We start from the raw sequence: 21,193 nt of genomic DNA, 5'->3' as shown, positions 1-21,193 counted from the left end.
GTTCGTTCTGTCCCCTGTCAATGTGATAGAAAGCACAAAAAGAACCGGAAAACGAATTATCGTTCTCCGGTTCTTCTTTTTTATTCGGTATTCGATGTTTTATCAACGAATATTACGTTAACCTGCTGTTACCGTTGTCCGATCCGCCTGGAGGATCCTTGCGTTCGGAATCTTTGGTTTCCGGTGCTGGATCATTCGAATCCATCGGGTTGTTCGGAATTTCTTCCGTGGAAGTCGGCTGCCCGCCGTCTTCTTTCCCTTGGATGCGAACTTTCACGTCCCCAATGTTGTCGATAATCGGTTCGCCGTTCTCGGAAGAACCTTCACCTTCGCCACTGCCATCGCCTTCAGCCGATCCGGTCTCAATGAGGTTCTTGATCTGCTCCAGCTCCAGTGTTTCCTTCTCCAGAAGCGTGTTGGCAATCAGATGAACCTCTTTGGAATGCTTGGTCAGAAGCTCTCTACACTTCTCATAACATTCGTTAATGAACCGCTGCATTTCCTGATCGATTTCATAAGCGATTGCATCACTATAGTTCTGCTCGTGTCCGATATCACGTCCCAGGAACACTTGTCCTTGGGATGTACCGAACTGCATCGGTCCGAGCTTCTCACTCATACCGTACTCCACAATCATGCTGCGAATGATGCCCGTTGCTTGCTGGAAGTCGCTGTAGGCTCCGGTTCCGATTTCGCCGATGAACAGCTCCTCGGCGACACGGCCGCCAAGCAAACCGGTTACGCGGTCCAGCAATTCCTGCTTCGTTACGAGCATCCGATCTTCCTTCGGCATCATGATGACATATCCGCCGGCACGGCCGCGAGGAATAATCGTTACCTTGTGCACCGTATCCGCATGCTCAAGGAAGTAACCCACGATGGTGTGACCGGCTTCATGGTAAGCTACGATGCGTTTCTCGCGGTCGCTGATCACGCGGCTGCGCTTCTCGGTACCCACGATAACGCGGTCAATCGCTTCATCCACCTCTCGCATGGAGATATCTTTACGGTTGCGGCGAGCCGCAAGCAAGGCAGCCTCGTTCAGGAGATTCTCCAGATCGGCGCCCGTAAAACCGGTTGTACGTTTGGCGATGATGTCGAGCTTGACATCCTTCGTCAACGGTTTGTTTCGTGCATGAACCTTCAGTACGGCTTCACGGCCCTTCACATCCGGGCGATCGACGGTAATCTGACGGTCAAAACGTCCCGGGCGAAGAAGCGCCGGGTCCAAAATATCCGGTCGGTTGGTCGCAGCGACGATAATAATGCCTTCGTTCGCTCCGAAACCGTCCATCTCAACCAGCAATTGGTTGAGCGTCTGCTCGCGCTCGTCATGACCGCCGCCGAGACCGGCGCCGCGCTGACGACCTACAGCATCAATCTCATCAATGAAGATGATACAAGGTGCATTCTTCTTCGCGTTTTCGAACAAGTCGCGTACGCGAGAAGCACCGACGCCGACAAACATCTCTACGAAGTCGGAACCGGAAATACTGAAGAACGGCACTCCCGCTTCGCCGGCAACGGCGCGTGCAAGGAGCGTTTTACCGGTTCCCGGAGGACCGACAAGCAGGACGCCCTTCGGAATGCGAGCGCCAACCGTGTTAAATTTGCGCGGATCCTTCAAGAAGTCAACAACCTCGACAAGCTCCTGCTTCTCTTCATCTGCTCCGGCTACATCTTCAAATGTAATCCGTTTCTTCTCTTCATTATATAAGCGGGCTTTGCTCTTACCAAAGTTCATCACTTTGCCGCCGCCGCCCTGAGCCTGATTGAACAGGAAGAAGAACAGAACAAACATAATGATGAGCGGAATAAAGGATGAAAGCAATGTCAGCCAAATGCTTTGGCCTTCCATTGGCACCACGGACAGTTTGACATTGTTGCTATCACTGGCTGCAGTCAGCTCTTGCATCGCTGCATCCGTGGCAGGAATATAGGTCGAGAAATTCTCCGATTTTTTCTCTTCGGATATCTCCCTATACTTACCGGTCACCAGATAAGCGTAACCGTCAAATTGTACCGTCATTTCCTCTATGTTGTTAGCTTTGACTTCCTGCCGCAGTTGATTATAACTAGGGGCATCGGCTTGCTCGCCGCCATTGGTGACGAATTGTACTATGCCCACCACGACTAAAAATAGAATCAAATAAAAACCAGAATTCCGGATGAACCGACTCATCCCCTACCTCCTCTCAAGACACATAAGATATTTTACCACAGCCTGTCTGGCCATCTCAACAAAGGCCCCCGATCTGTGGCAGCAGCCTATTGGCGCGGTTTAACTGCTGTAGATTTCCGGTTTCAGAATCCCGATGTAGGGGAGGTTCCGGTAATGCTCGGCGTAATCGAGCCCGTATCCGACAACAAAAGCATCCGGCAGCACGAATCCGGTATAATCAGCTTGCAAATCCACCGTACGGCGTGCCGGCTTGTCGAACAGGGTGACAACACGCACCGAGTCTGCCTTGCGGCTCTTAAGAAGCTCAATCAAATGGCTGAGCGTAAGACCGCTGTCGATAATATCCTCCACAATCAGAACATCCCTGCCTTCAACGGAAGCGTCCAGATCTTTAATGATCTTGACCACGCCAGAGGATTTGGTTGATGCTCCATAGCTGGATACAGCCATGAAATCCAACTCTAGAGGTACTGATATGGATTTAACCAAGTCGGCCATAAAAATAAACGCACCTTTAAGAACGCAAATAACGAGCGGATTGCGTCCCTCATATTCGGCGCTGAGCTTGGAACCGAGTTCCTTAATTTTTGCGCGGATCTCTTCTTCACTGATGAGTATTTCCTGAATGTCATTCTGCAACTTAAGTGGACCTCCTACGTTTATACTATGAAAGCGTGAAACGGGCCATTCTTCGTTTTACACTTGCCTTAAACATCCGACAGCTCCATCCGGAGAACTCGTGGTGTGTGCCGCCCGCAAGGGGCGTGAACGGAACGTCGTACACCTGGAATCCATACGATGCTGCCGGAACCGTCACAAAGAATAGGAATCCGGGCACGGACAGAAGGCGGGATTTTCTCATCAATGAGAATATCTTTTACCTTTTTGCTTCCGTTTAATCCCATGATCTTCATCTTGTCTCCCGGCTGTCTGTTGCGCACGGTTAAAGGAAACCGCAGCTCATCCGCATCAAAATCCGCCACAAAGGCCGATGGTCTGGAGCCGCTCCGGCTTTCGCTTCCTGTCTTTAACGACAATGTCAGCATTTTTCCGATTTCCTTAACATAAAGCTCTGACGCATCAGGAGAATCAAGAATGTATATGTACTGTCCCTGTTCTTCCGGAGGTTTAGGCCAAAACTGGATCACTCCGTACTCACGAACACAGGTAATGCCGTCACCCAGATCCAGACGCCAGTTGCTTCGCTGATCGTTAAGGATGCCGTGGCGCACCGTTTCAATCTTGACAAAATCGGTGTTTTCCTGATCTGAGGGCAGGTAATTTAATATTAGTTTAATCAAACGCCGTTGTAAAGCGACATGTAAGCCCAAAAAGGAAGGCGCGTCGAAAGCGAGCCTCCCATCGTTCTCCCGTACCAAACTCCGAAATTGCTTCGCAGCTTCAAGCTCCACAAAATCATCCTCCTGCTGGACAATTTCGGCCAGCTGATTGAGTGAGGAGGAGAACTGCCCGTTGTATCGCTCCAAAAAAGGAAATACTTCCAGGCGAATCGCATTACGGCGGTACTTCGTCTGCAGATTGCTGTGATCCACCGCATACTGGAATCCGCATACGCGGCATAGCTCCACGATATCCGCCTTGTACATACGAAGGAACGGGCGGATAAGTTCCACTTTTTTTTCCGTGCGCTTAAATTTGATGCCGCCCAGGCCCGACAAACCGCTTCCGCGCAGTAGCCTCATGAATACCGTCTCGGCTTGATCGTCGGCATGATGAGCCAGAGCCACGGAGCGCGCATTGTGTTTCCGGGCCGTTTGCAGCAGAAATTCGTAACGCTTCTCTCTTGCCGCTTCCTGTCCGCCCTTGCCGCTCTCTTCCATATAAGCGGGAATATCGATGAACGCCGTTTCCAATGGAAGTCCGAGCGACTCCGCCAGCTCGCGCACCATCTCTGCCTCTTGATCCGACTCTTTACGAAAACCATGATGCACATGAGCGCAGATCAATCGGAGCGGCGTACGGTGCATTGCGATTTCATGCAGAACGTGAAGAAGCGCAACGGAATCCGGTCCGCCGGAAACGGCAACCACGATACCGTCGCCTTCCGACCACAAATCAAACTCTGCGGCGGTACGCTCGATATGTTGGACGAATGTCCGTAAATAATCCTGTTTCACTTCCAGGTCCCCTTTAGAGGTTGTTCAAAAAGCCCGCTTTCGATAAGAAAACCCCTATCGAGGCTACTTCAAGGATGAGCGACCGCGATTAAATAGGTAGGTTTTCTTGCGATATAGAATTTCATCAGTTCCACTGATCACTCATAAATTCTATATCTAACACGAAGTGAATCAGGAAGCCACTCGGCATCGAATCTTGAATTCAGCCGGGCCTAAGCAGATGCTTTCGAAGTATGTTTCCTGCGGAAACATTTCAGGTTCTCACGTACCAAGAACGTACGCTCCATTCCTGACGTCCCTAGTTTCATCCAACTGAAGCGTTTTGAAAAAACGCACATCGGGAGCATAAGCTTCGGTGCTGAAAACCGACCTTTTGAACTCGCACCTTTATGAACTTCCAGTAACAAGGCAACAACTCATGAGCGGAAGAAGAAATAAACGGCGCAGGCCATAATGACCAAGGACAACCCAAACGCGTTCCTTAGCCAGCGCGGCGTACGTCCCGGAGCTGGGCGCCCGCCTCGGCTCGAGCCTTCATATATCCGTTTTCTCCACTCGTTCAGCGCTTCCCGTGAATCCGCGAATTCTCCCGATAATGCCTTGTTCAGCCAGACGGCATATGGCTTGAATACGGGGTTTCTTCGCAGCACCAGCTGCAGGTCGGCAACGCTCCGGGTTTGGGGAAGCTGACAAGACGCCTCCTTAAGCGACTTCTCATCCAGCAGGCCGATGCACATCACGGCAAACGAGAACAAATCATAGGATACGTCGCCGGTCCGGCTCCCGGCATTCCAGTATCCCCGGTCGTACCATTCTGTAAACTGCTTTACGCTGCGCCCGAAGGAGCTGACGCCGCCGTAATCGATCAGTTCCACTCTTCCGTAGGCCGAAACCATCACATTATTCGGCTTCAAATCTCCGAACGCATAACCGGATGCATGCAGAACGGACAGCTTCTCAAGCAGCTTCAGCCCGATCAGGCCGACCCACTCGGTGCCGCGTTTGCGAATAAAATGATGCAGCGGGCTCCCCTCGATGTAACGCATGACATAGAAGGACACTTCGCCGCTGCCGTCATGATGATCGTCCGCCTCCACGAGATAAGGGTCCGTCATTTGTTCTTTCAGTGCATTCAGCACATTAATTTCGGATTGTAGATCCAGAGCGTCATACCCTACTTTTAAAGCATAACGCTCACGCACTCCTGCCCGGTGGACCAGATACACCTTGCCGTTAGCCCCTTTACCGAGCATACGTTCCACGATGTACCGGCTGTTCCGCCATTTGCCCTTAATTACGGTTCCTGGCGGATAACCCGGGTTAGACAACGTAGTCACCGAGCATCCCTTCCTCTTGGCTGGAACGACCCTGCCATGATTGATTACCTTCTAGTGTACCATATCGGTAAAATTCAATCACCTTTAACAAGGCAGGTCCTGTCGGCGTCGCCCCCTTCATCTGCAGCTTGCTGAACATGCCGCGGGCACCGTCAAGATCCGAGGTCCAATCCACGTCCATGACGATATCCTCGCCGCTATGTTTTCCGGGAAAATGGAATACCGACAATTCGCTTGAGCCTGCGCGCGCTTTCAAGCTCAGCATCAGGTCGCGTATCGCTTCCTCAACGGCTGCCAGCTTAGGCTTCATGCTTGCACTTGCATCGATTAACAGTGCAACCTGAAGGGATGACGTCTCGGCCAGCTCATCCACCACTTCGACGACTTGCGAACGCTTGTCCGGCGGAAGTTCCTCCAGCGTCCCGCCTCCCAAAATATGCTGTATCTCCTTATTTACCGCTTGTTGGATCGTCTGAACCACCGTTTTCCGAGTCATCATCTGCATCGTCTGCGCAAGCTGCGGCGTACCCACGATCCGGTGTATGCCTCCTCCCGCTTTGGCTATCTCCTGTATTTCCAATCCCCCAAGTTCACCGATCGTCCCGTAATCAAGGACCCCCACCACGTTGACAACAATACCATCCTGCAGCGCATGCGCCGCGGCCAGAACCGGACTAGCGCCGACATTCGAACACCCGTCTGTAATCAGCAAGATTTGTTTCATAATCAAATTGCCTCCCGTCTGATCCATCCTATCGATTGGATTTCTATCTCTATCATTTCCACATTCAAGAGAGTTCAAACGACAATCAGGAAGAATAGGCGGAAAAGAATTGATCGGCTCCGGGCCTCCATTTCCCGGGTAATCGCTTTGTTATATTGTAAATCCTCAGCTAACCGTTCTAGGCCGCTCCATGCGGGCGAATCCCGGAACATGCACGTTCGACCATTCCGGATGGAAGTGATCCACGCGCCCGACCACCACCGTCATATCATCATGGATTTGATTCTGTTGATAGCGGATCACCTTCTCTAGCAGGCAATCGGCTATTTCCTGAGGGTCTTCACTGTTCACTTCCTGGATCATTCGTTTCATCCATAACTCCTTGTTCACCGCATAACCCGGCGCATCATAAATCCCGTCCGTCATCATAATGAGAACATCGCCCGCCTGCAGCTGCAGGGATACCAAATCCACCTCGATATCCTGGATAATGCCGATGGGAAGATTGCTGGCCGAGACCGGTATGACATCATTGCCCCTTTTGATAAAGCTTGGCGTCGAACCGATCTTCATAAAAGTGGTCTGTGCCGTGTATTGATCGATGAGAGCCATATCGACGGTGGCATAGATTTCATCCGGCGAACGCAACATCAGGATCGAGTTGACCGATTTAATCGCCAGCTTCTCATCCATGCCGGATTGAAGCAGCTGCTCTAATATATTCAGGGCCGAGCTGCTCTCGAGCCTTGCCCTTTCCCCGTTCCCCATTCCATCGCTGAGCGCTACCGCAAACGTACCGTTGCCTAGCTCAACCGTGCTGAAACTATCCCCTGATAAAAGATCTCCTCCCTTGGCCGCTGCCGCTACCCCCGTCATAATTTCAAATGTTTTGGCCGAACCGAAACGCACCGTCGCCAATCCGTCCCTAGGATGGGTCAGGGTTTCTTCCATCACGGCGATATGCTCCCCGAGAATGTCGGACAGCAGCGGTCCGATAATCTTCCTGCATTCGTCATATCCGCGGGTATACGCATGCACGATCTCAATCTCGACCTGACCCGAATCCAGGCTAATAATATCGATGCCTTGAATCGATAATCCCAGCTGCTGCAGCGCTTCCCTGATTTGTTCCTCCTGAATGTGCATCGTCTGGCTTTCCCGTTTAATCTCTCGAGCCAAGTCCTCCATGACCTGCGAAACGCCGGATAATTGTTCCGCTACCAGATGGCGGCTATCGTATATTTGGCGTTTCCACTGCATATCATGTTGGTAAAGATGATACTGCTGCTTCAGTATGCCGAGCACCTCCTCCTTCTTGGCGCAGATCCGGCTCCACTCCGGCGGCAGATCGTCTGCTTCCATCTGGGGATTCTCCTCGATCGAGGTCATCATATCGGTCATATATTTATAAGTCTGGTAGAACTTCATGTCCCAGCACTGATTCCGTTTATAGCAGGTGGCGCAGCTTCCTTCCGCCACGGCGTTCATGAAATGATTCATCTCCTCTGTCTGTTTGCCTGGAGGCTGTATGACCCCTGACGTTTGTCCGAAACTTTGCGAGAGCTGGCGGAACACCTTGGAGAACTGGGTCACGCGATCGGCTGTGAGGTCCCGGACCCGCTTGGCATATTCATGCTGAGAACGGGTATGGTCCTGCGTCCCCGGCACATATTTGCCGATGGCCTGCATCACGCTTTTCGGTGTCAAGAGGAACAGCACGATAGCCGCACAGGTTTCCCATGTGGAGATCATGACTTCTCCGGGATTGCTGAAATAGATGGAAAGAATGGTTGCCCCGAGCAGCATGCCCAGCGAAACGCCGCCCTTCTTCCCTTCCTTTAGCATACCGGCGAGCATCCCGGAAAAGGCGAGCAGGCTCATCTGCGAGAAGGCCGATATATTGGCCAAACTGAGGATCAGGCCCGTCACTACGCCAACCGAGGCGCCCAGCGGCGCACCCCCTACCAATGCAAACAGCAGAATCAGATACCGGGATAAGACATGCTCCACCGACAGGGATTGAACGGTCCAGCCGACGGCACCTGTCATGACCGACGCCAGCAGAATGATGATGCATAGAATTTCTTCATTACGAAGAACATGCGTTTTTTTGCGAAGCGTCAGCACCGGAATCGCCTGGATAAAGACTAGCGTCAACACGAAGCTGAGCACGGCATTCAAGGTGAGCATCATCATGAAGTACCAGGTAATGCTTGGTCCGATGAGGACGCTGAACAGGTTCACAAAGAAGGTGGAGACAAATACCATCAACGGTGCATAAGACAATTCCGCCCGATCATATGTCTCCAAGCCCCGCATCATAAAATAAAAGATCAAAATCTCTGCCGGCACCATCCATGCCACCGGAAAGGACGCAAATAAACTTCCTGCAACGATCGCTACGCCTACCGGCAGCAAAACATCGCGTCGCATAAAGGCGATGACTGCGAAATAGGCGACTGCAAATGGAGAAAGTTCCCCCAGAATCATAGCTCGTCCGAGCAGAAAACCCATGAAGGTTAGCAGGATCATCCACTTCTTTGCGGCCAGGAAGTGGATGGGACGCTGCAGGAAAGGCAGCTGCCCTAACCGTTCCGCCACGCGGGCACGAATGGAACCCGCTCCCCCTTTAACTGCCTCAGTACCCGGAAACATCACCAGATTTCTTTTATCCATTACGCTGGCACCCCATTCTTCACGAATTTGTTGGTCCCATTATAAAACCCCCGTTTCGGAAAGTTTGTCAGAACACCGGACAAGCCCCAAAGAAATTTCCGACAAAATCAACGTGCCCTGCGAACGTTCGGGAAACGACCGCTCATCCCCCGCGCCCAGCCGGGTTTCCGCAAGTCTAGCCTGGGGCTTTCGGGCGGATCATTTCCCGAATTGAGGCGGCCATCCCGCGTTCATTCCGCAGGTTGGCGCCGTAAAATGCGTAGGAACCTGTCGTACCCTTGGATGCAACGACAAAAAAACCGCAGAAGGCAATTTCCCTCTGCGGTCAGTTTATATTTTATCGAATTACATACGTTTGGCTCCGCGTCCGCCGCGTTTGCCTTCCGTATTCTTCTTGAGCGAAGAGATTCGTTCTTCACTGTCTTTCAGGAAGCGTGACATTTTATCCTCAAATGAAGGCTTGTTGGCCGCAGGCTTAAACGGGCGTCCACCGCGTTCGCGGTTGAATCCTCCTCCACCGCCACCTCCGAATCGTTCTCCGCCGCCTCCACTGCGTTCCGGTCTCGGTGCGCGGGGTGGACGACTTTCGGAAGCCGGCTTGTCGACAGCCTGCTTGATCGAAAGACCGATCTTGCCGTCCTTGTCGACATTAATCACCTTCACGGTAACGACATCGTTGATCTTCAAATGATCGTTGACATCCTTAACGTAGTTGTCGGCGATTTCCGAGATGTGAACGAGACCCGTGACACCTCCTGACAGATCCACAAATGCTCCAAAATGCGTTATGCCTGTCACCTTGCCCTCTAACTTGGTGCCCACTTCAATTGCCATAGAATAAAATGATCCTCCCTTAAAAATATACAGTCCGATTTAGAAATCGCGCTGCGGTGATTTGATTATACGATAATGACCTAAACAAGGTCAACAGACGTCTGTCATGCCTAATTACGGCGATTCGCCCGAATTTTGGGGCTGAATGATCGGCGTTTCATTCGGCAGATACAATCCGAACTTCTTGCGGGCAATCTGCCCGATATATTCTGGGTCCTTCAATCGCTCCACTTCGTGAGTAATCTGGATGAGCGACTGTTCAACGGACTTATAATCCTCTTGCTTCTGAGCTAGCGCTTCGTTCTGATTACGGATGCGGTCATTCTGGGACCAGAGCGTTGATCCTGTCCAGATCAAAAACAGCGCCATCATCGCCACAAACATTCTCTTACGCCGGCGGGCGCCTTTGTTCTTTGTCTTGGTTTGTTGGGGAGCCTGCTTCGATGGATCAGCAAATCTTCCCATGACCATACCTCCTAAAACCAGCGCTTCCACGCCTTGATAACCTTGTCCGCTAATTGCCTGCTCCATGCCGGTAGCCTGACCCTGGATGTGATCGGTCTTAGCATCCATTTCAGGAGTCGCCAAAAAGGCATGAGGCATTTAAGGATTAAACGCAACAGCGACAGGAGAAACTTCCATAGAAACCTTAACAGCCCTAAGCCCAGCATCAGGATTCCTTTGATCGGATTCCATAATAGCATACGGAACAGCTTGTACAAAAAGGACAGCAAGCCTTTTGTCACTTGAATTAACATTACCACAAAACGCTGGGTTATGACACTCCATAATAAAAAATAGATCCAAACCCCTATAAATAGCCCCACAAACACATAAAAGCGTAGCTGCCCGTCATTGGTCATGTATAACATGCGAAAAATGAAGAAGGCTGCCGCAATCCAGTAAAGGAAGTCCAGGGCATGCTTGGACCATTGCGGGAAACGGAGCTGCCCTGCCAGCACCCGGTAGCTGTCGAAGGCGACTCCCATCGCTGCTCCGGAGAAGAGCATCCAGAGCAGCGTGATCCATTGTACGCTGGGATTCATTTAAACAGCTTGCCCAGCAGACTCTTGTTCTTGGTCTGCGAACCGGGATTCAAATACATCAGGGAGTGCACCTGACCTTCAATCGACAAAAGCCCCTCTTCCAGGCTGAGATTTTTAATATGTAAATTTTGCCCCCGAATGGTGAGATGCCCAAGCTCGGTCTGAAGCAGGAATTCTTCGCTGTCAAAGCTCTCCACGTTTTGGACACCCGTAATGTCCAGCAGCTTCCGGTTCTGCATCCGCAGATCATGAAACTTGCCCTTCCCTTGGTCGATCATGGCATGTACCCCTCCTTTTAACAATAGCTTATGGGGAGGTGCCTGTCTTTAGAACCGGAAGAGGCGCACACCTTCATGAAAGATCGGAAAGCAGCCGGGATGCTTCATAAACGAACGGGAGCCCGGGTCTCCCGTACATATATACACGCCAGGATGAAAACAGAAACGTCCCCCCCACCTTATGGTGAGAGGGACGTTTCATGGAACGGCTCGGGCTGTTTACCAGTCCAATCCGCGATCTTTAACGATCGGTTCTTCCTTGACCAAGGTATAGAGGCTGGTCGCCTCATCTTTACGGGTTGTCTCGGTAAGACGCTCGACCCGGACGGTCACCAGCTTCTGGCCAAACTGGACGGTGATCTCATCGCCCACTTTAACCGTGCTGCTCGGCTTGGCCTCGCGGCCGTTGATCAGCACCCGGCCTTGATCCGATACATCTTTCGCTACGGTACGCCGCTTGATTAACCTCGATACTTTCAGGAATTTATCGACACGCATTATTTTACAGCTTCTTTAAGCTTGTTACCTGCCTTGAACGCAGGAACGTTGGATTCTGGAATTTCGATCGTGTTGCCTGTTTGCGGGTTGCGGCCTGTGCGTCCAGCGCGCTTGCGAGTTTCGAATGTACCGAAGCCGATCAATTGAACTTTATCGCCATTAGCCAAAGCTTCCGTGATTTCGCCAAGGAAACCGTTCAGGACGTTCTCTACGTCTTTTTTAGTCAATCCACTTTTACCGGAAATGTTGTTGATCAGATCTGTTTTGTTCATGAATTAAATCCTCCCAATTATCAGAAAAATATAAGATTTACGGTTATTCGGTTATACCGCCTTGCACTCTGCAAGATTTCACCATTAATGATTATTCTGGATGCCTTGCGGAATTCCTGCCGCATATCCCTATTTTTTTATTTTTTACGTGAAAAGATGCGTTTTTTCACTCTTCGATACCGCCGTGATGCGCTGATCCCGATTTGGCTGACTGCCACAGGGCTTCCATTTCGTCCAAGGTGCTTTCCTGCAGGGTTTTGCCCTGGGCGGCAAGCTGCTCCTCTATGTAGCTGAAGCGACGGATAAACTTCCGGTTCGTTCTCGAAAGCGCTTCTTCCGGATCCGTGCCGATGAATCTTGCCGCATTGGAAACCGCGAACAATAGATCGCCGAGCTCAAGCGCCGTATCCTCGTCGGACTGACCCTCCGTCACTGCTTGTCGCAGCTCACCGAGCTCCTCCTCAATCTTCTGGAATACGCCGTCGATGTTATCCCAATCGAAGCCCACCTTGGACGCCTTCTTCTGGAGCTTGTACGCCTTCATCAAGGCAGGAAGGTCCCGCGGGATGCCGTCCAGCGCCGAAGCTTTTTCCGGGGAGAGCCCCTTGCGCCGTTTCTCTTCCGCCTTCATCTGTTCCCAGTTCTGCAGGGCGGATTCCGCGTCTTTGGCGCTGCTCTCGCCAAAAACATGCGGGTGGCGGAAGATCAGCTTGTCATTGAGGGCTTGAATGACGTCATACACCGTGAAGGTACCCAGCTCTTCTTCCAATTGGGAATGCAGCATAATCTGCAGGAGCAGGTCGCCGAGTTCCTCCTGCATATGCTCGGGGTCATCCTCGTCAATCGTCTCCAATACCTCGTAGGTTTCTTCGATCAGATTTTTGCGGATGGATTCGTGGGTCTGCTCGCGGTCCCACGGACAGCCTTCGGGACTGCGGAGAATGCCAACGATCTCATGAAGCCTCGCAAACGTCCGCTGCCTCAGATTGCTGTCATCGCTTCGGGGTACATAGATCAGCGACAAATTGCCGTAGCCGTCGATGCGATCGAGCTCGAAGAGCGGCACTTGCTGGATCGCTTCCTCGCCCTCAACGCCCAGCGCATGGCCGACAATGACCGGATAATCGTCCGGATACAGCTCCATCAGCGCCAGTTTCACTTCCGAAGCCGTAAACATGTCATACACCTGGCCGATCAGGGTATGCAGCTGCGGCTGGATGACGCTTGCCCGAAGCTCAGCGGCATCGAGCAGCTGGAAGCCCTCAATGGGATCGAAGCCAAGGCGGACGAAGGCCTCGTCCAGAAAGCTCTCGCCGCCGAGCACCGTAAGCGTCACATTCTCTCCGGGGCAGCGCTCGCGCAATAGCCGGACCGTTGCCTCCGCTACCATCGGATGCCCGGGTACCGCGTAGACGATCTCGCGCTCGTCGTCCTTCGCGGCTTTGGCCAAATTGATTAGAGCGGCTGCAATGGATTCGTACACCTCGGGAAAGGTGTCATGCGCTTCATACACATGGTCAAACGATTCCGGCTGTACCTGGAACTCCTTCAACGCAGCCATGACGGGGTGGGATAATGTGCGCACATACACCTTCGATGCCCGCTGCATGGTTTTGATGATGCCTATCGTCAATCGATCCGGATTGCCAGAACCCAAGCCGACCACCGTAATGGATGCACTCATAAGCTACTTCCTTTCGTCTTCGTCCGCCTTGTCGACGTCGTTATCGTACACTACTATATCACAGAAGATCAAACATCTGCACGTCTGCCCGGTTCAGCGCAGCACGCCCAGGGCCCGCAAGAAGGCTGCCAGCGGTCTTCCGACCTTCGGCAGCATCCGAAGCTCCTCCTCGGTGAGGAGCTTCGTGAGCACGGCGCCGATGAGGAAGGCGCCGCAGCCGGCCGCGACGCCGCTCAGGCTCCGGGCCGCGTGGGTCAGGCGGCCCGGAGCGAAGCCGGCCGCCCCCAGAAGGCCGCCGGACGCGGCACCTGCGCCCCAGGCGGCCAGCGCCACCGCAGCGAGGACCGGCAGCGTCCTCGCCAGCATCCCGCCGGCGTCAAGGCGGGCGCCGGCCCTTCGCGAGAGCAGCGCGAGGTTGAGCGCGGCGGCGGTCAGATGCGCAGCCACGCCGGCGATGGCCGCGCCGGTAATGCCGAACTGCGGCACCAGCAGCAGGTTGAGCAGCAGCTTCAGACCTGCCGCAGCCAGCAGGTGAATCGCCGGCCCCTTGACCATGCCGATGCCCTGGAGCAGCGCTGCCGTAATCGTGCTCAGCGTCCCCCCGGCCGCTGTAAAGGCAATCACCTGCATCGTGCCTGTACCTGCGGTATCTTCATACAGCATGATATTGATCGGCTCAGCGAGCACAGCCAGGCCTACGGAGGCCGTCATGCCGATCAGCCAGAACCAGCGAAGGGCCATGCGGCTTTGGCTTGCGACCCGGTCCGATTCTCCCTTGAACTTGGCTTCCGCCAGCGCAGGGATGAACAGCACAGACAAGGAAGCGGCCAGCATCGTAACCAGCTGGACGAGCGGCAGGCCGCGGTTATAGACCCCAAACTCCGCCATGGCCAGCGATTCGCCAAGTCCGCCGGACGTCAATAACCGGGGCACGGTGAAGGTGTCCACCAGTCCGATCAGCGGAACCGCCAGCAGACTGAGGCAGACCGGGATGCCATAAGCAAGCAAGCGGCCAAGCAGAACACCTGCTCCCTCTTTAGTTACATCGGCATGCATCTCCGTTTTGTTCATACCGGACTCTCCGAATTCGTGCCTTGCTGCTCCCCGCGAGGCGCTCCGAGATGCCCGGATATGCTTGCGCCAGTAGAGCCCCATCACCAAAAGCCCGGCGGCACCGCCGGCAGCAGATCCAAGCAGCGCCCCCGCCGCAATCACGTCGGCATCGGCGCCGACACGGATCAGGTAGAGCAGCAGCACGATCATGACCCCGACGCGGACCATCTGCTCTGTAATCTGGGAGACGGCCGTCGGCACCATATTATGCAGCCCCTGAAAGTAACCGCGCAGAACCGACATCCAGGGCACGAAGGCCAGCGCCAAAGCTCCTGCGCGGAGAGCCGGTATTACCTGGCTGCTGCCGATCCACTTCCCGATCCACGGAGCGCAGGCGTACATCAGGAAACCGAGAATCAGACCGAACAGCACCAGCGCGGCGGAGGACAAACGCAACAGCCGATGACCGTCCCCAGTGCGCCCTTCCGCCTCATACTCTGCCACATACTTGGATACGGCCGCGGGAAAGCCGACCGCCGCGATCGTAATGATCATCATATAGAACGGATAAACCGTGTTGTAGATACCAAAGACGGCATCACCGCCCATGTTTTGCAGCGGTATTTTTTGCAGCGTGCCAATCAGCTTGGACAGAATGGCGGCTGCGCTGAGGATAAACGCTCCCTGCAGCAACCTTGCCCCGGTTTGATCTGGTTTCATATCCTCTTCCAATCCCCTAGTCTCTTCTTTCGCATCGCAAGCCAATCCTCATGCAGACGCTGCCATGCGTACCTCCATTATAACCAAGGGTGGGAGAGTGGCACAAAAATCGACCGGACAAACAAAAACTCCCGGCTGCCGATTGACCCTGTGATCAACGTTCAGCGGGAGTCTCCATCCAAGGAACGATGTCCTCGTCTACTGTTCCATTTGCTTGCCGAGGAAACCTGCGGCCGTTTCAGCCATTTTCACTTCCATCTCGCCCATGTTCACGGATTCGTCCTTGTTCAGCAGCACGACGCTGCCAATCGGGTCTCCTCCTGCAATGATAGGCGCAGCGACAAAAGCGGACAACGCTTCCGGATTGTCTTTGCTGATCTCATACGTACCGTTGTTGCTTTCCAGTACCGTCTTGCGATTTTCCATGCAGTTTTCCAAAAGGTTGCCGATCGGCTTGTCCAAATACTCCTTCTTGGAGCCGCCTGCAACGGCGATAAACGTATCACGGTCCGATATGATCGTGATGTGGCCTGTACTCTCATAAAGGGACTCTGCATATTCCTTCGCAAAATCGCCCAATTCACCGATCGGTGAATATTTCTTCAGAATGACTTCGCCATCCCGGTCCACGAAGATTTCGAGCGGGTCGCCTTCGCGAATCCGCAGTGTGCGTCTAATTTCTTTTGGAATGACCACGCGCCCGAGGTCATCAATACGGCGGACGATACCAGTAGCTTTCATGTCACTTGTTGCCCCACTTTCATAAGAAGATTTTTCAACTACTGTTCCATTCGGGAAGAGGATGTCCCCAGGTATATAAGAGTTAATGTCTGACCATAGTATTCATCCATTCCCAATTCCTTATACATCATCTACCCTCTGTTGGTTGCGAAATCCAAAAATAAATCTCGTCAGGAGCAAACTTCACCGCCCGGGGGAGAAAAAATCCATAACGCGCGCATCGCACGTTATGGATTCAAAGGATCACGCCATTTCATCATCACGCTGGCCGTTGATCTGGCACCGCTCGCAGCACAATATCCTTGTGCCGATGCCGGTCCACGGGCCACGGGCCTATTTACCCGTATCTTCCTTGCCTGCATCCGGTGTTTGGTCGCCCTCTGCCGGTTTGTCGGTCGTGCCGTCCGTCTTTTGGTCGCCCGTGCCTTCGGCAGGCTTGTCCGCATTCTCGCTCTTCGGAAGGTTCATGCTCTCAATCAGGTTGTTGAGTTCATTCTGCATAAAGTTGTCGATCTTCGCCGAAGCCAGTTCGCTCCGAATGCTTTCCTTCTGATCGGCTGGAAGCTTGTCATACGTCACTTCCTCGCGCTTCTCCACTTTCATGACATGGTAGCCGTAATCGGTTTCTACCGGATCGCTGATTTTGTTCAGTTCGAGCGTTAAGGCCTTTTCCTTAAATTGAGGCACCCAGCTGCCGGCCGGCTTGTTCTCATACAGGCCCCCGCTGTCCTTGGAGCGCGGGTCCTGGGAATATTCCTTCGCCAAAGCAGCAAAATCCTCCCCTTTATTCAGCTTGGACTGTACTTCCTTGGCAATTTTGAGCGCCTCGCCCTCCGGTCTCTCCTTGCCTTCGGCATCTTGAAAAGCAATCAGGACATGACGAACGCTAATGTTGGTATAGTCCTTCTTGTTCGCATCGAATTCCTTCTTGATATCCTCTTCGGTTACCTGATTCTTCTCATGCTCCATGACGGTCATGACGCGAAGCATATAATTCTTCAGGTCGTCCTCCGTCAATTTTTGCGATTCCAGGGCGGCTTTAAACTGTTCTTCGCCCATTCCCGCTTTTTGCTGCTTTAACAAATCATCCGTTTGCTTCTCGGCAGCTTTCTTGGCTTTATCGTCAGCTTTGGCGTACAGGTATTCATACGCTACCCCCTGTTTCGCCAAATACTCCTTAAATTCATCCATTTGCAAAAATTGGGCATATTCCGGGGACATGAACTGAATCATGCGCTGTTCCAGGTCAAATTCCTTCTCGGTAATTTCTCCACCCTTATATTTGACAATGACTTTGCTGTTATCTTCTTCGGCACCTTTAGTCTTGTCGTTTCCGCACGCAGCGATCATCGACATGGATAGTACAGCTGTGATCGATACAATAAACGTCTTCCATGCCTTATTATTTCTTGACGGCATTTTGTAGTTCTCCCTTCAGGTTGAATGGCCCTTGTGCAGCCTCCAGGAATTGCTCAAGCAATTCTAACAGTTGTTGATCGGATAGTCCCTTGCCTTTGATTCGAATGGCCATAGCCGGCCCTTGTTCAAATTGTACACGTCTTTCGAACTTATTTCCAATTTGCGCAAGCCCTGCGGTATCCACCGCTTTATCCTGCCCTTCATAAAACTGCAGCAGAACGTCGTCCCCGCGCTGGGTAATGGAATCGATCCCGTACGTACGGCCATATACCTTCAAACGGGATACGGCAAGCAGGTTGCTTACCGCCAGCGGCAGCTCGCCAAAGCGGTCAAGCAGCTCGTCCTCAAGCTCAGCCGATTCGTCGATCGAGGAAACGACGGCCACTTTTTTATAAATTTCGATCTTCTGAATGCTGTCATAGATGTAATCGGACGGCAGGTAAGCGTCAATCCCCAAATCGATGGACGTGTTCCAGTCCTTCGAAGGCAATGAAGGCTCGCCCAGCATGCTGACTTTGCGTTTCTGAATCTCCTCTGCCAGCATCTGCGAATACAGGTCAAACCCGACCGAAGCGATGAAGCCATGCTGCTCCGCCCCGAGCAAGTTGCCCGCTCCGCGGATCGACAAGTCCCGCATCGCAATCTTGAATCCGGAGCCCAGCTCCGTAAACTCTTTAATCGACTGCAGCCGCTTCTCGGCTACTTCGGTCAGCACCTTATCCCGCTGGTACGTGAAATAAGCATACGCGATCCGGTTGGAACGTCCGACGCGTCCGCGCAGCTGGTACAGCTGGGAGAGGCCCATTTTGTCGGCGTCGTGCACGATAAGCGTGTTGACATTCGGAATGTCGACACCCGTCTCGATAATGCTCGTGCTCACCAATACGTCGTATTCGCCGTCCAGGAAATCGAGAATGGTCTTCTCCAGCTCCGTTTCCGACATTTGGCCATGCCCTACGCCTACGCGGGCCTCCGGCACCAGCATCGATATCTGAGCTGCCATCTCCTGGATGCCCTGAACCCGATTGTAGAGATAGTATACCTGGCCACCTCGGGCCAGCTCCCGTTCAATGGCTTCCCGCACCAAAGTCTGGCTATGCTCCACGACATACGTCTGCACCGGAAAACGGTTCTCCGGCGGCGTCTCGATCACGGACAAATCCCGAACGCCGAGCATCGACATATGCAGCGTGCGCGGAATCGGCGTTGCCGTCAGCGTCAGCACGTCGACATTGGTCTTCAGCTTTTTCAATTTTTCCTTATGCGTAACGCCAAAGCGCTGCTCCTCATCCACGATCAGCAGCCCCAGATCCTTGAACACAATATCCTGGGATAGGAGTCGGTGCGTGCCGATCAGAATATCGACTGAGCCCTGCTTCACTTTTTTGATTGTCTCATTCTGTTCCTTCCGGCTGCGGAAACGGCTCAACACCTGGATATTGATCGGGTAATTGGCGAAGCGCTCCCGGAACGTCTCGTAATGCTGCTGGGCCAGTATCGTGGTCGGTACCAGTACCGCAACCTGCTTGCCTTCGATCGCCGCCTTGAATGCAGCGCGAACCGCCACTTCCGTTTTCCCGTAACCGACATCACCGCACAACAGCCGGTCCATCGGCCGGTTCTGCTCCATGTCTTTTTTGATTTCGGTAATGGCCCGAAGCTGATCGGGGGTTTCATCATATGGGAACATGTCCTCGAATTCCTGCTGTTCGGACGTATCCTTCTCAAATCCGTACCCCGGCGCAGACTGACGCTCGGCATACAGCTTGATCAGATCGTCGGCGATATCCTGAACGGAGGAACGAACCTTGTTCTTGACCCGCGTCCATTCATTTCCGCCCAGCTTGTAAACCTTTGGCTCCTTATCCTCGGAACCGACATATTTCTGGATGAGATCGATCTGCTCGATCGGAACGGACAGCTTATCGCCCCCAGCGTAGAGAATATGCATGTAGTCCTTATGGATCCCGTTGATTTCGAGCGTCCCGATCCCCATATATTTCCCGATGCCGTGATTTTGATGCACCACATAATCGCCGACCTTGAGCTCCGTATAACTCTTGATGCGCTCGGCGTTGTCCATATTCTTCGTGGTTTTACGTGTTTTTCGCTGCTTCGAGGAGAACATCTCGCTCTCCGTAATAATGGCTGCGTGAACCGAGGGCATCTCGAAGCCGTTCTGGAGATGGCCTTCCAGCATAACCGGTTCTTCGATGCCGTAGTCCTGCAGAACCCGCCGGATCCGGTCCATCCGCTCCGCATCGCCGGCAAGCATCATGACCTGGACGCCCGACTTCTTCCAGCGTTCCATCTCGGCCTTGAGCACGTTCATCTGGCCGTGGAAATCCTGCATGCCGCGCGTAATGACATTGACGATATTCTGCGGCTGCATTCTGGGCACCTGGCGCAGGAAGATGGAGATCATCAGACTCTGGTAAGGATGCTGATAGATCAGCTCCTCCGTATCCAGGGACAACGGCAGATCCGGCAGCGATTTGCCGTTTTGCATCAGATGCAAATTCCATTCCGCTTCATCCCGCTCCAGCTGCTTGGCTGTTTCCAGCAGACGGGCAGGCTCATCCATGATCAGAATCGTATCCTTCGGCATGTAATCGTACAGATTGGTCTTCTCCGGATACAACAAGGAGATATATTTATAGATTTCAGGGAAGTAGATCCGCTCGCGCAGCATTTCGACTTCCCGGTGTATTTCATCCCGCAGGCGGAGCTTGGCCTGACGGTCGCTCATGCGTTCAAGCTGCGCCTCCAGCAAGCGGACCACCGTATCCGCCGTGCGGCTGAGCCGCTCCGCATCTGCAATGATTTCCTTGCACGGTGTGATCATGACCTCCCGGACCTTATCGATGGAGCGCTGATCCGTCGGATCAAAGGTTCGGATCGAGTCGATATCCTCATCAAACAGCTCGACGCGGTACGCCATGGCCGTTGTCATCGGGTAGAAGTCGATGATCCCCCCGCGGACGCTCATCTCGCCGCGGCGCTCTACCCGTTCCACGCGTTCGTACCCCATCTCGATCATCCGGTTGAGGAAGGCGTCCAACACGAGGGTCCCGCCGTCGTGAAGCACGATTCGGGCAGCGGACATCACCTCGGGAGCGGGAAGAAGGCGACGCACGCCGGAAAATGGCGCAACGACAATACCCCGGAATCCTCTTGCACAACGGACGAGCACATCGATCCGCTGCGCCAGAGTCTCGGGGCTTGAAACGGCCGACTCCGCCGCCACCAGTTCATTCGCAGGGTATAACAGCACTTGATCCGATGACAGCGCTTCCTGCAAATCATCTGCGATTTTCTGGGCTGAAAACATATTATGAGTGACCACGAGCAGCGGGCGCTGCTGGTCCTGGTGCAGGGCAGCCATTAAGATCTGCCTGGACGACCCGGATAGACCAGAGATCAATTGCTCCCTCATGCCGGCATGAACGCCAGACGTTATGGATTTGAAGTCCGAATCCTTCGAAAATACATCAATAAGTGCTTGTAACAAAAGGGGCACCTCTCTTATGCAAAAGAAATGAATTTCCTAGACTCTATTTCTCATGGAATTTTAGACGATTGCCGAAAAAT

General features: G+C 53.1%; 17 protein-coding genes. All 17 read right to left on the bottom strand.

Annotated features, from left to right (window positions below):
* Positions 1-112 precede the first annotated feature (112 nt).
* Positions 113-2,182 (bottom strand): ATP-dependent zinc metalloprotease FtsH, encoded by a 2,070-nt coding sequence (gene ftsH / locus BMX45_RS29980; protein WP_090914320.1) that lies wholly within the window; start codon positions 2,180-2,182, stop codon positions 113-115.
* A gap of 99 nt (positions 2,183-2,281) precedes the next feature.
* Positions 2,282-2,821: a hypoxanthine phosphoribosyltransferase gene (gene hpt / locus BMX45_RS29975; RefSeq protein WP_090914317.1), complete on the bottom strand. Its 540-nt coding sequence runs from the start codon at positions 2,819-2,821 to the stop codon at positions 2,282-2,284.
* A gap of 68 nt (positions 2,822-2,889) precedes the next feature.
* A complete protein-coding gene (gene tilS, locus BMX45_RS29970) occupies positions 2,890-4,320 on the bottom strand; it encodes a tRNA lysidine(34) synthetase TilS (RefSeq protein ID WP_090914315.1) in 1,431 nt (476 codons plus the stop codon).
* A gap of 416 nt (positions 4,321-4,736) precedes the next feature.
* Positions 4,737-5,657 carry a serine/threonine protein kinase gene (locus BMX45_RS29965; RefSeq protein WP_009591904.1) on the bottom strand — a complete coding sequence of 307 codons (921 nt, stop codon included), beginning with the start codon at positions 5,655-5,657 and terminating at the stop codon, positions 4,737-4,739.
* Positions 5,641-6,381 carry a vWA domain-containing protein gene (locus BMX45_RS29960; RefSeq protein WP_090914313.1) on the bottom strand — a complete coding sequence of 247 codons (741 nt, stop codon included), beginning with the start codon at positions 6,379-6,381 and terminating at the stop codon, positions 5,641-5,643. Before BMX45_RS29960 ends, BMX45_RS29965 begins: the two co-directional genes overlap by 17 nt.
* Positions 6,382-6,546: 165 nt before the next feature.
* Entirely contained in the window at positions 6,547-9,057 is a 2,511-nt protein-coding gene (spoIIE, locus tag BMX45_RS29955) for a stage II sporulation protein E (RefSeq protein ID WP_090914311.1), read from the bottom strand.
* A 345-nt stretch (positions 9,058-9,402) separates the two neighbouring features.
* Positions 9,403-9,891 (bottom strand): S1 domain-containing RNA-binding protein, encoded by a 489-nt coding sequence (locus tag BMX45_RS29950; RefSeq protein ID WP_009591896.1) that lies wholly within the window; start codon positions 9,889-9,891, stop codon positions 9,403-9,405.
* Positions 9,892-10,005: 114 nt separating this feature from the next.
* Positions 10,006-10,356 (bottom strand): FtsB family cell division protein, encoded by a 351-nt coding sequence (locus tag BMX45_RS29945; protein ID WP_090914309.1) that lies wholly within the window; start codon positions 10,354-10,356, stop codon positions 10,006-10,008.
* 11 nt (positions 10,357-10,367) lie between these two features.
* On the bottom strand, positions 10,368-10,937 hold the full coding sequence (gene yabQ, locus BMX45_RS29940; protein ID WP_009591929.1) for a spore cortex biosynthesis protein YabQ: 570 nt from the start codon (positions 10,935-10,937) through the stop codon (positions 10,368-10,370).
* The gene (gene yabP, locus BMX45_RS29935) at positions 10,934-11,215 is read right to left on the bottom strand and encodes a sporulation protein YabP (protein WP_090914307.1); all 282 of its coding nucleotides are present in this window, start codon (positions 11,213-11,215) and stop codon (positions 10,934-10,936) included. Before yabP ends, yabQ begins: the two co-directional genes overlap by 4 nt.
* 219 nt (positions 11,216-11,434) lie before the next feature.
* Positions 11,435-11,713 (bottom strand): RNA-binding S4 domain-containing protein, encoded by a 279-nt coding sequence (locus BMX45_RS29930; protein ID WP_009591909.1) that lies wholly within the window; start codon positions 11,711-11,713, stop codon positions 11,435-11,437.
* Positions 11,713-11,985 (bottom strand): HU family DNA-binding protein, encoded by a 273-nt coding sequence (locus tag BMX45_RS29925; protein WP_009591918.1) that lies wholly within the window; start codon positions 11,983-11,985, stop codon positions 11,713-11,715. Before BMX45_RS29925 ends, BMX45_RS29930 begins: the two co-directional genes overlap by 1 nt.
* A 166-nt stretch (positions 11,986-12,151) precedes the next feature.
* The gene (mazG, locus tag BMX45_RS29920) at positions 12,152-13,669 is read right to left on the bottom strand and encodes a bifunctional methyltransferase/pyrophosphohydrolase YabN (protein WP_090914304.1); all 1,518 of its coding nucleotides are present in this window, start codon (positions 13,667-13,669) and stop codon (positions 12,152-12,154) included.
* 93 nt (positions 13,670-13,762) lie between these two features.
* Positions 13,763-15,442, bottom strand: a complete 1,680-nt coding sequence (locus BMX45_RS29915; RefSeq protein WP_090914346.1) for a putative polysaccharide biosynthesis protein — start codon at positions 15,440-15,442, stop codon at positions 13,763-13,765.
* Between the two features lie 198 nt (positions 15,443-15,640).
* Positions 15,641-16,183 (bottom strand): stage V sporulation protein T, encoded by a 543-nt coding sequence (spoVT, locus tag BMX45_RS29910; RefSeq protein ID WP_009591908.1) that lies wholly within the window; start codon positions 16,181-16,183, stop codon positions 15,641-15,643.
* Positions 16,184-16,516: 333 nt separating this feature from the next.
* Positions 16,517-17,602: a peptidylprolyl isomerase gene (locus BMX45_RS29905; protein ID WP_090914302.1), complete on the bottom strand. Its 1,086-nt coding sequence runs from the start codon at positions 17,600-17,602 to the stop codon at positions 16,517-16,519.
* Positions 17,586-21,113 carry a transcription-repair coupling factor gene (mfd, locus tag BMX45_RS29900; RefSeq protein WP_090914300.1) on the bottom strand — a complete coding sequence of 1,176 codons (3,528 nt, stop codon included), beginning with the start codon at positions 21,111-21,113 and terminating at the stop codon, positions 17,586-17,588. The genes BMX45_RS29905 and mfd overlap by 17 nt, the downstream gene beginning before the upstream one ends.
* Between the last annotated feature and the right edge of the window lie 80 nt (positions 21,114-21,193).

This window comes from Paenibacillus sp. cl141a (assembly GCF_900109305.1).
Lineage (GTDB): Bacteria > Bacillota > Bacilli > Paenibacillales > Paenibacillaceae > Paenibacillus_AQ > Paenibacillus_AQ lautus_A.
This window is presented reverse-complemented; position numbering and strand designations above follow the sequence as displayed.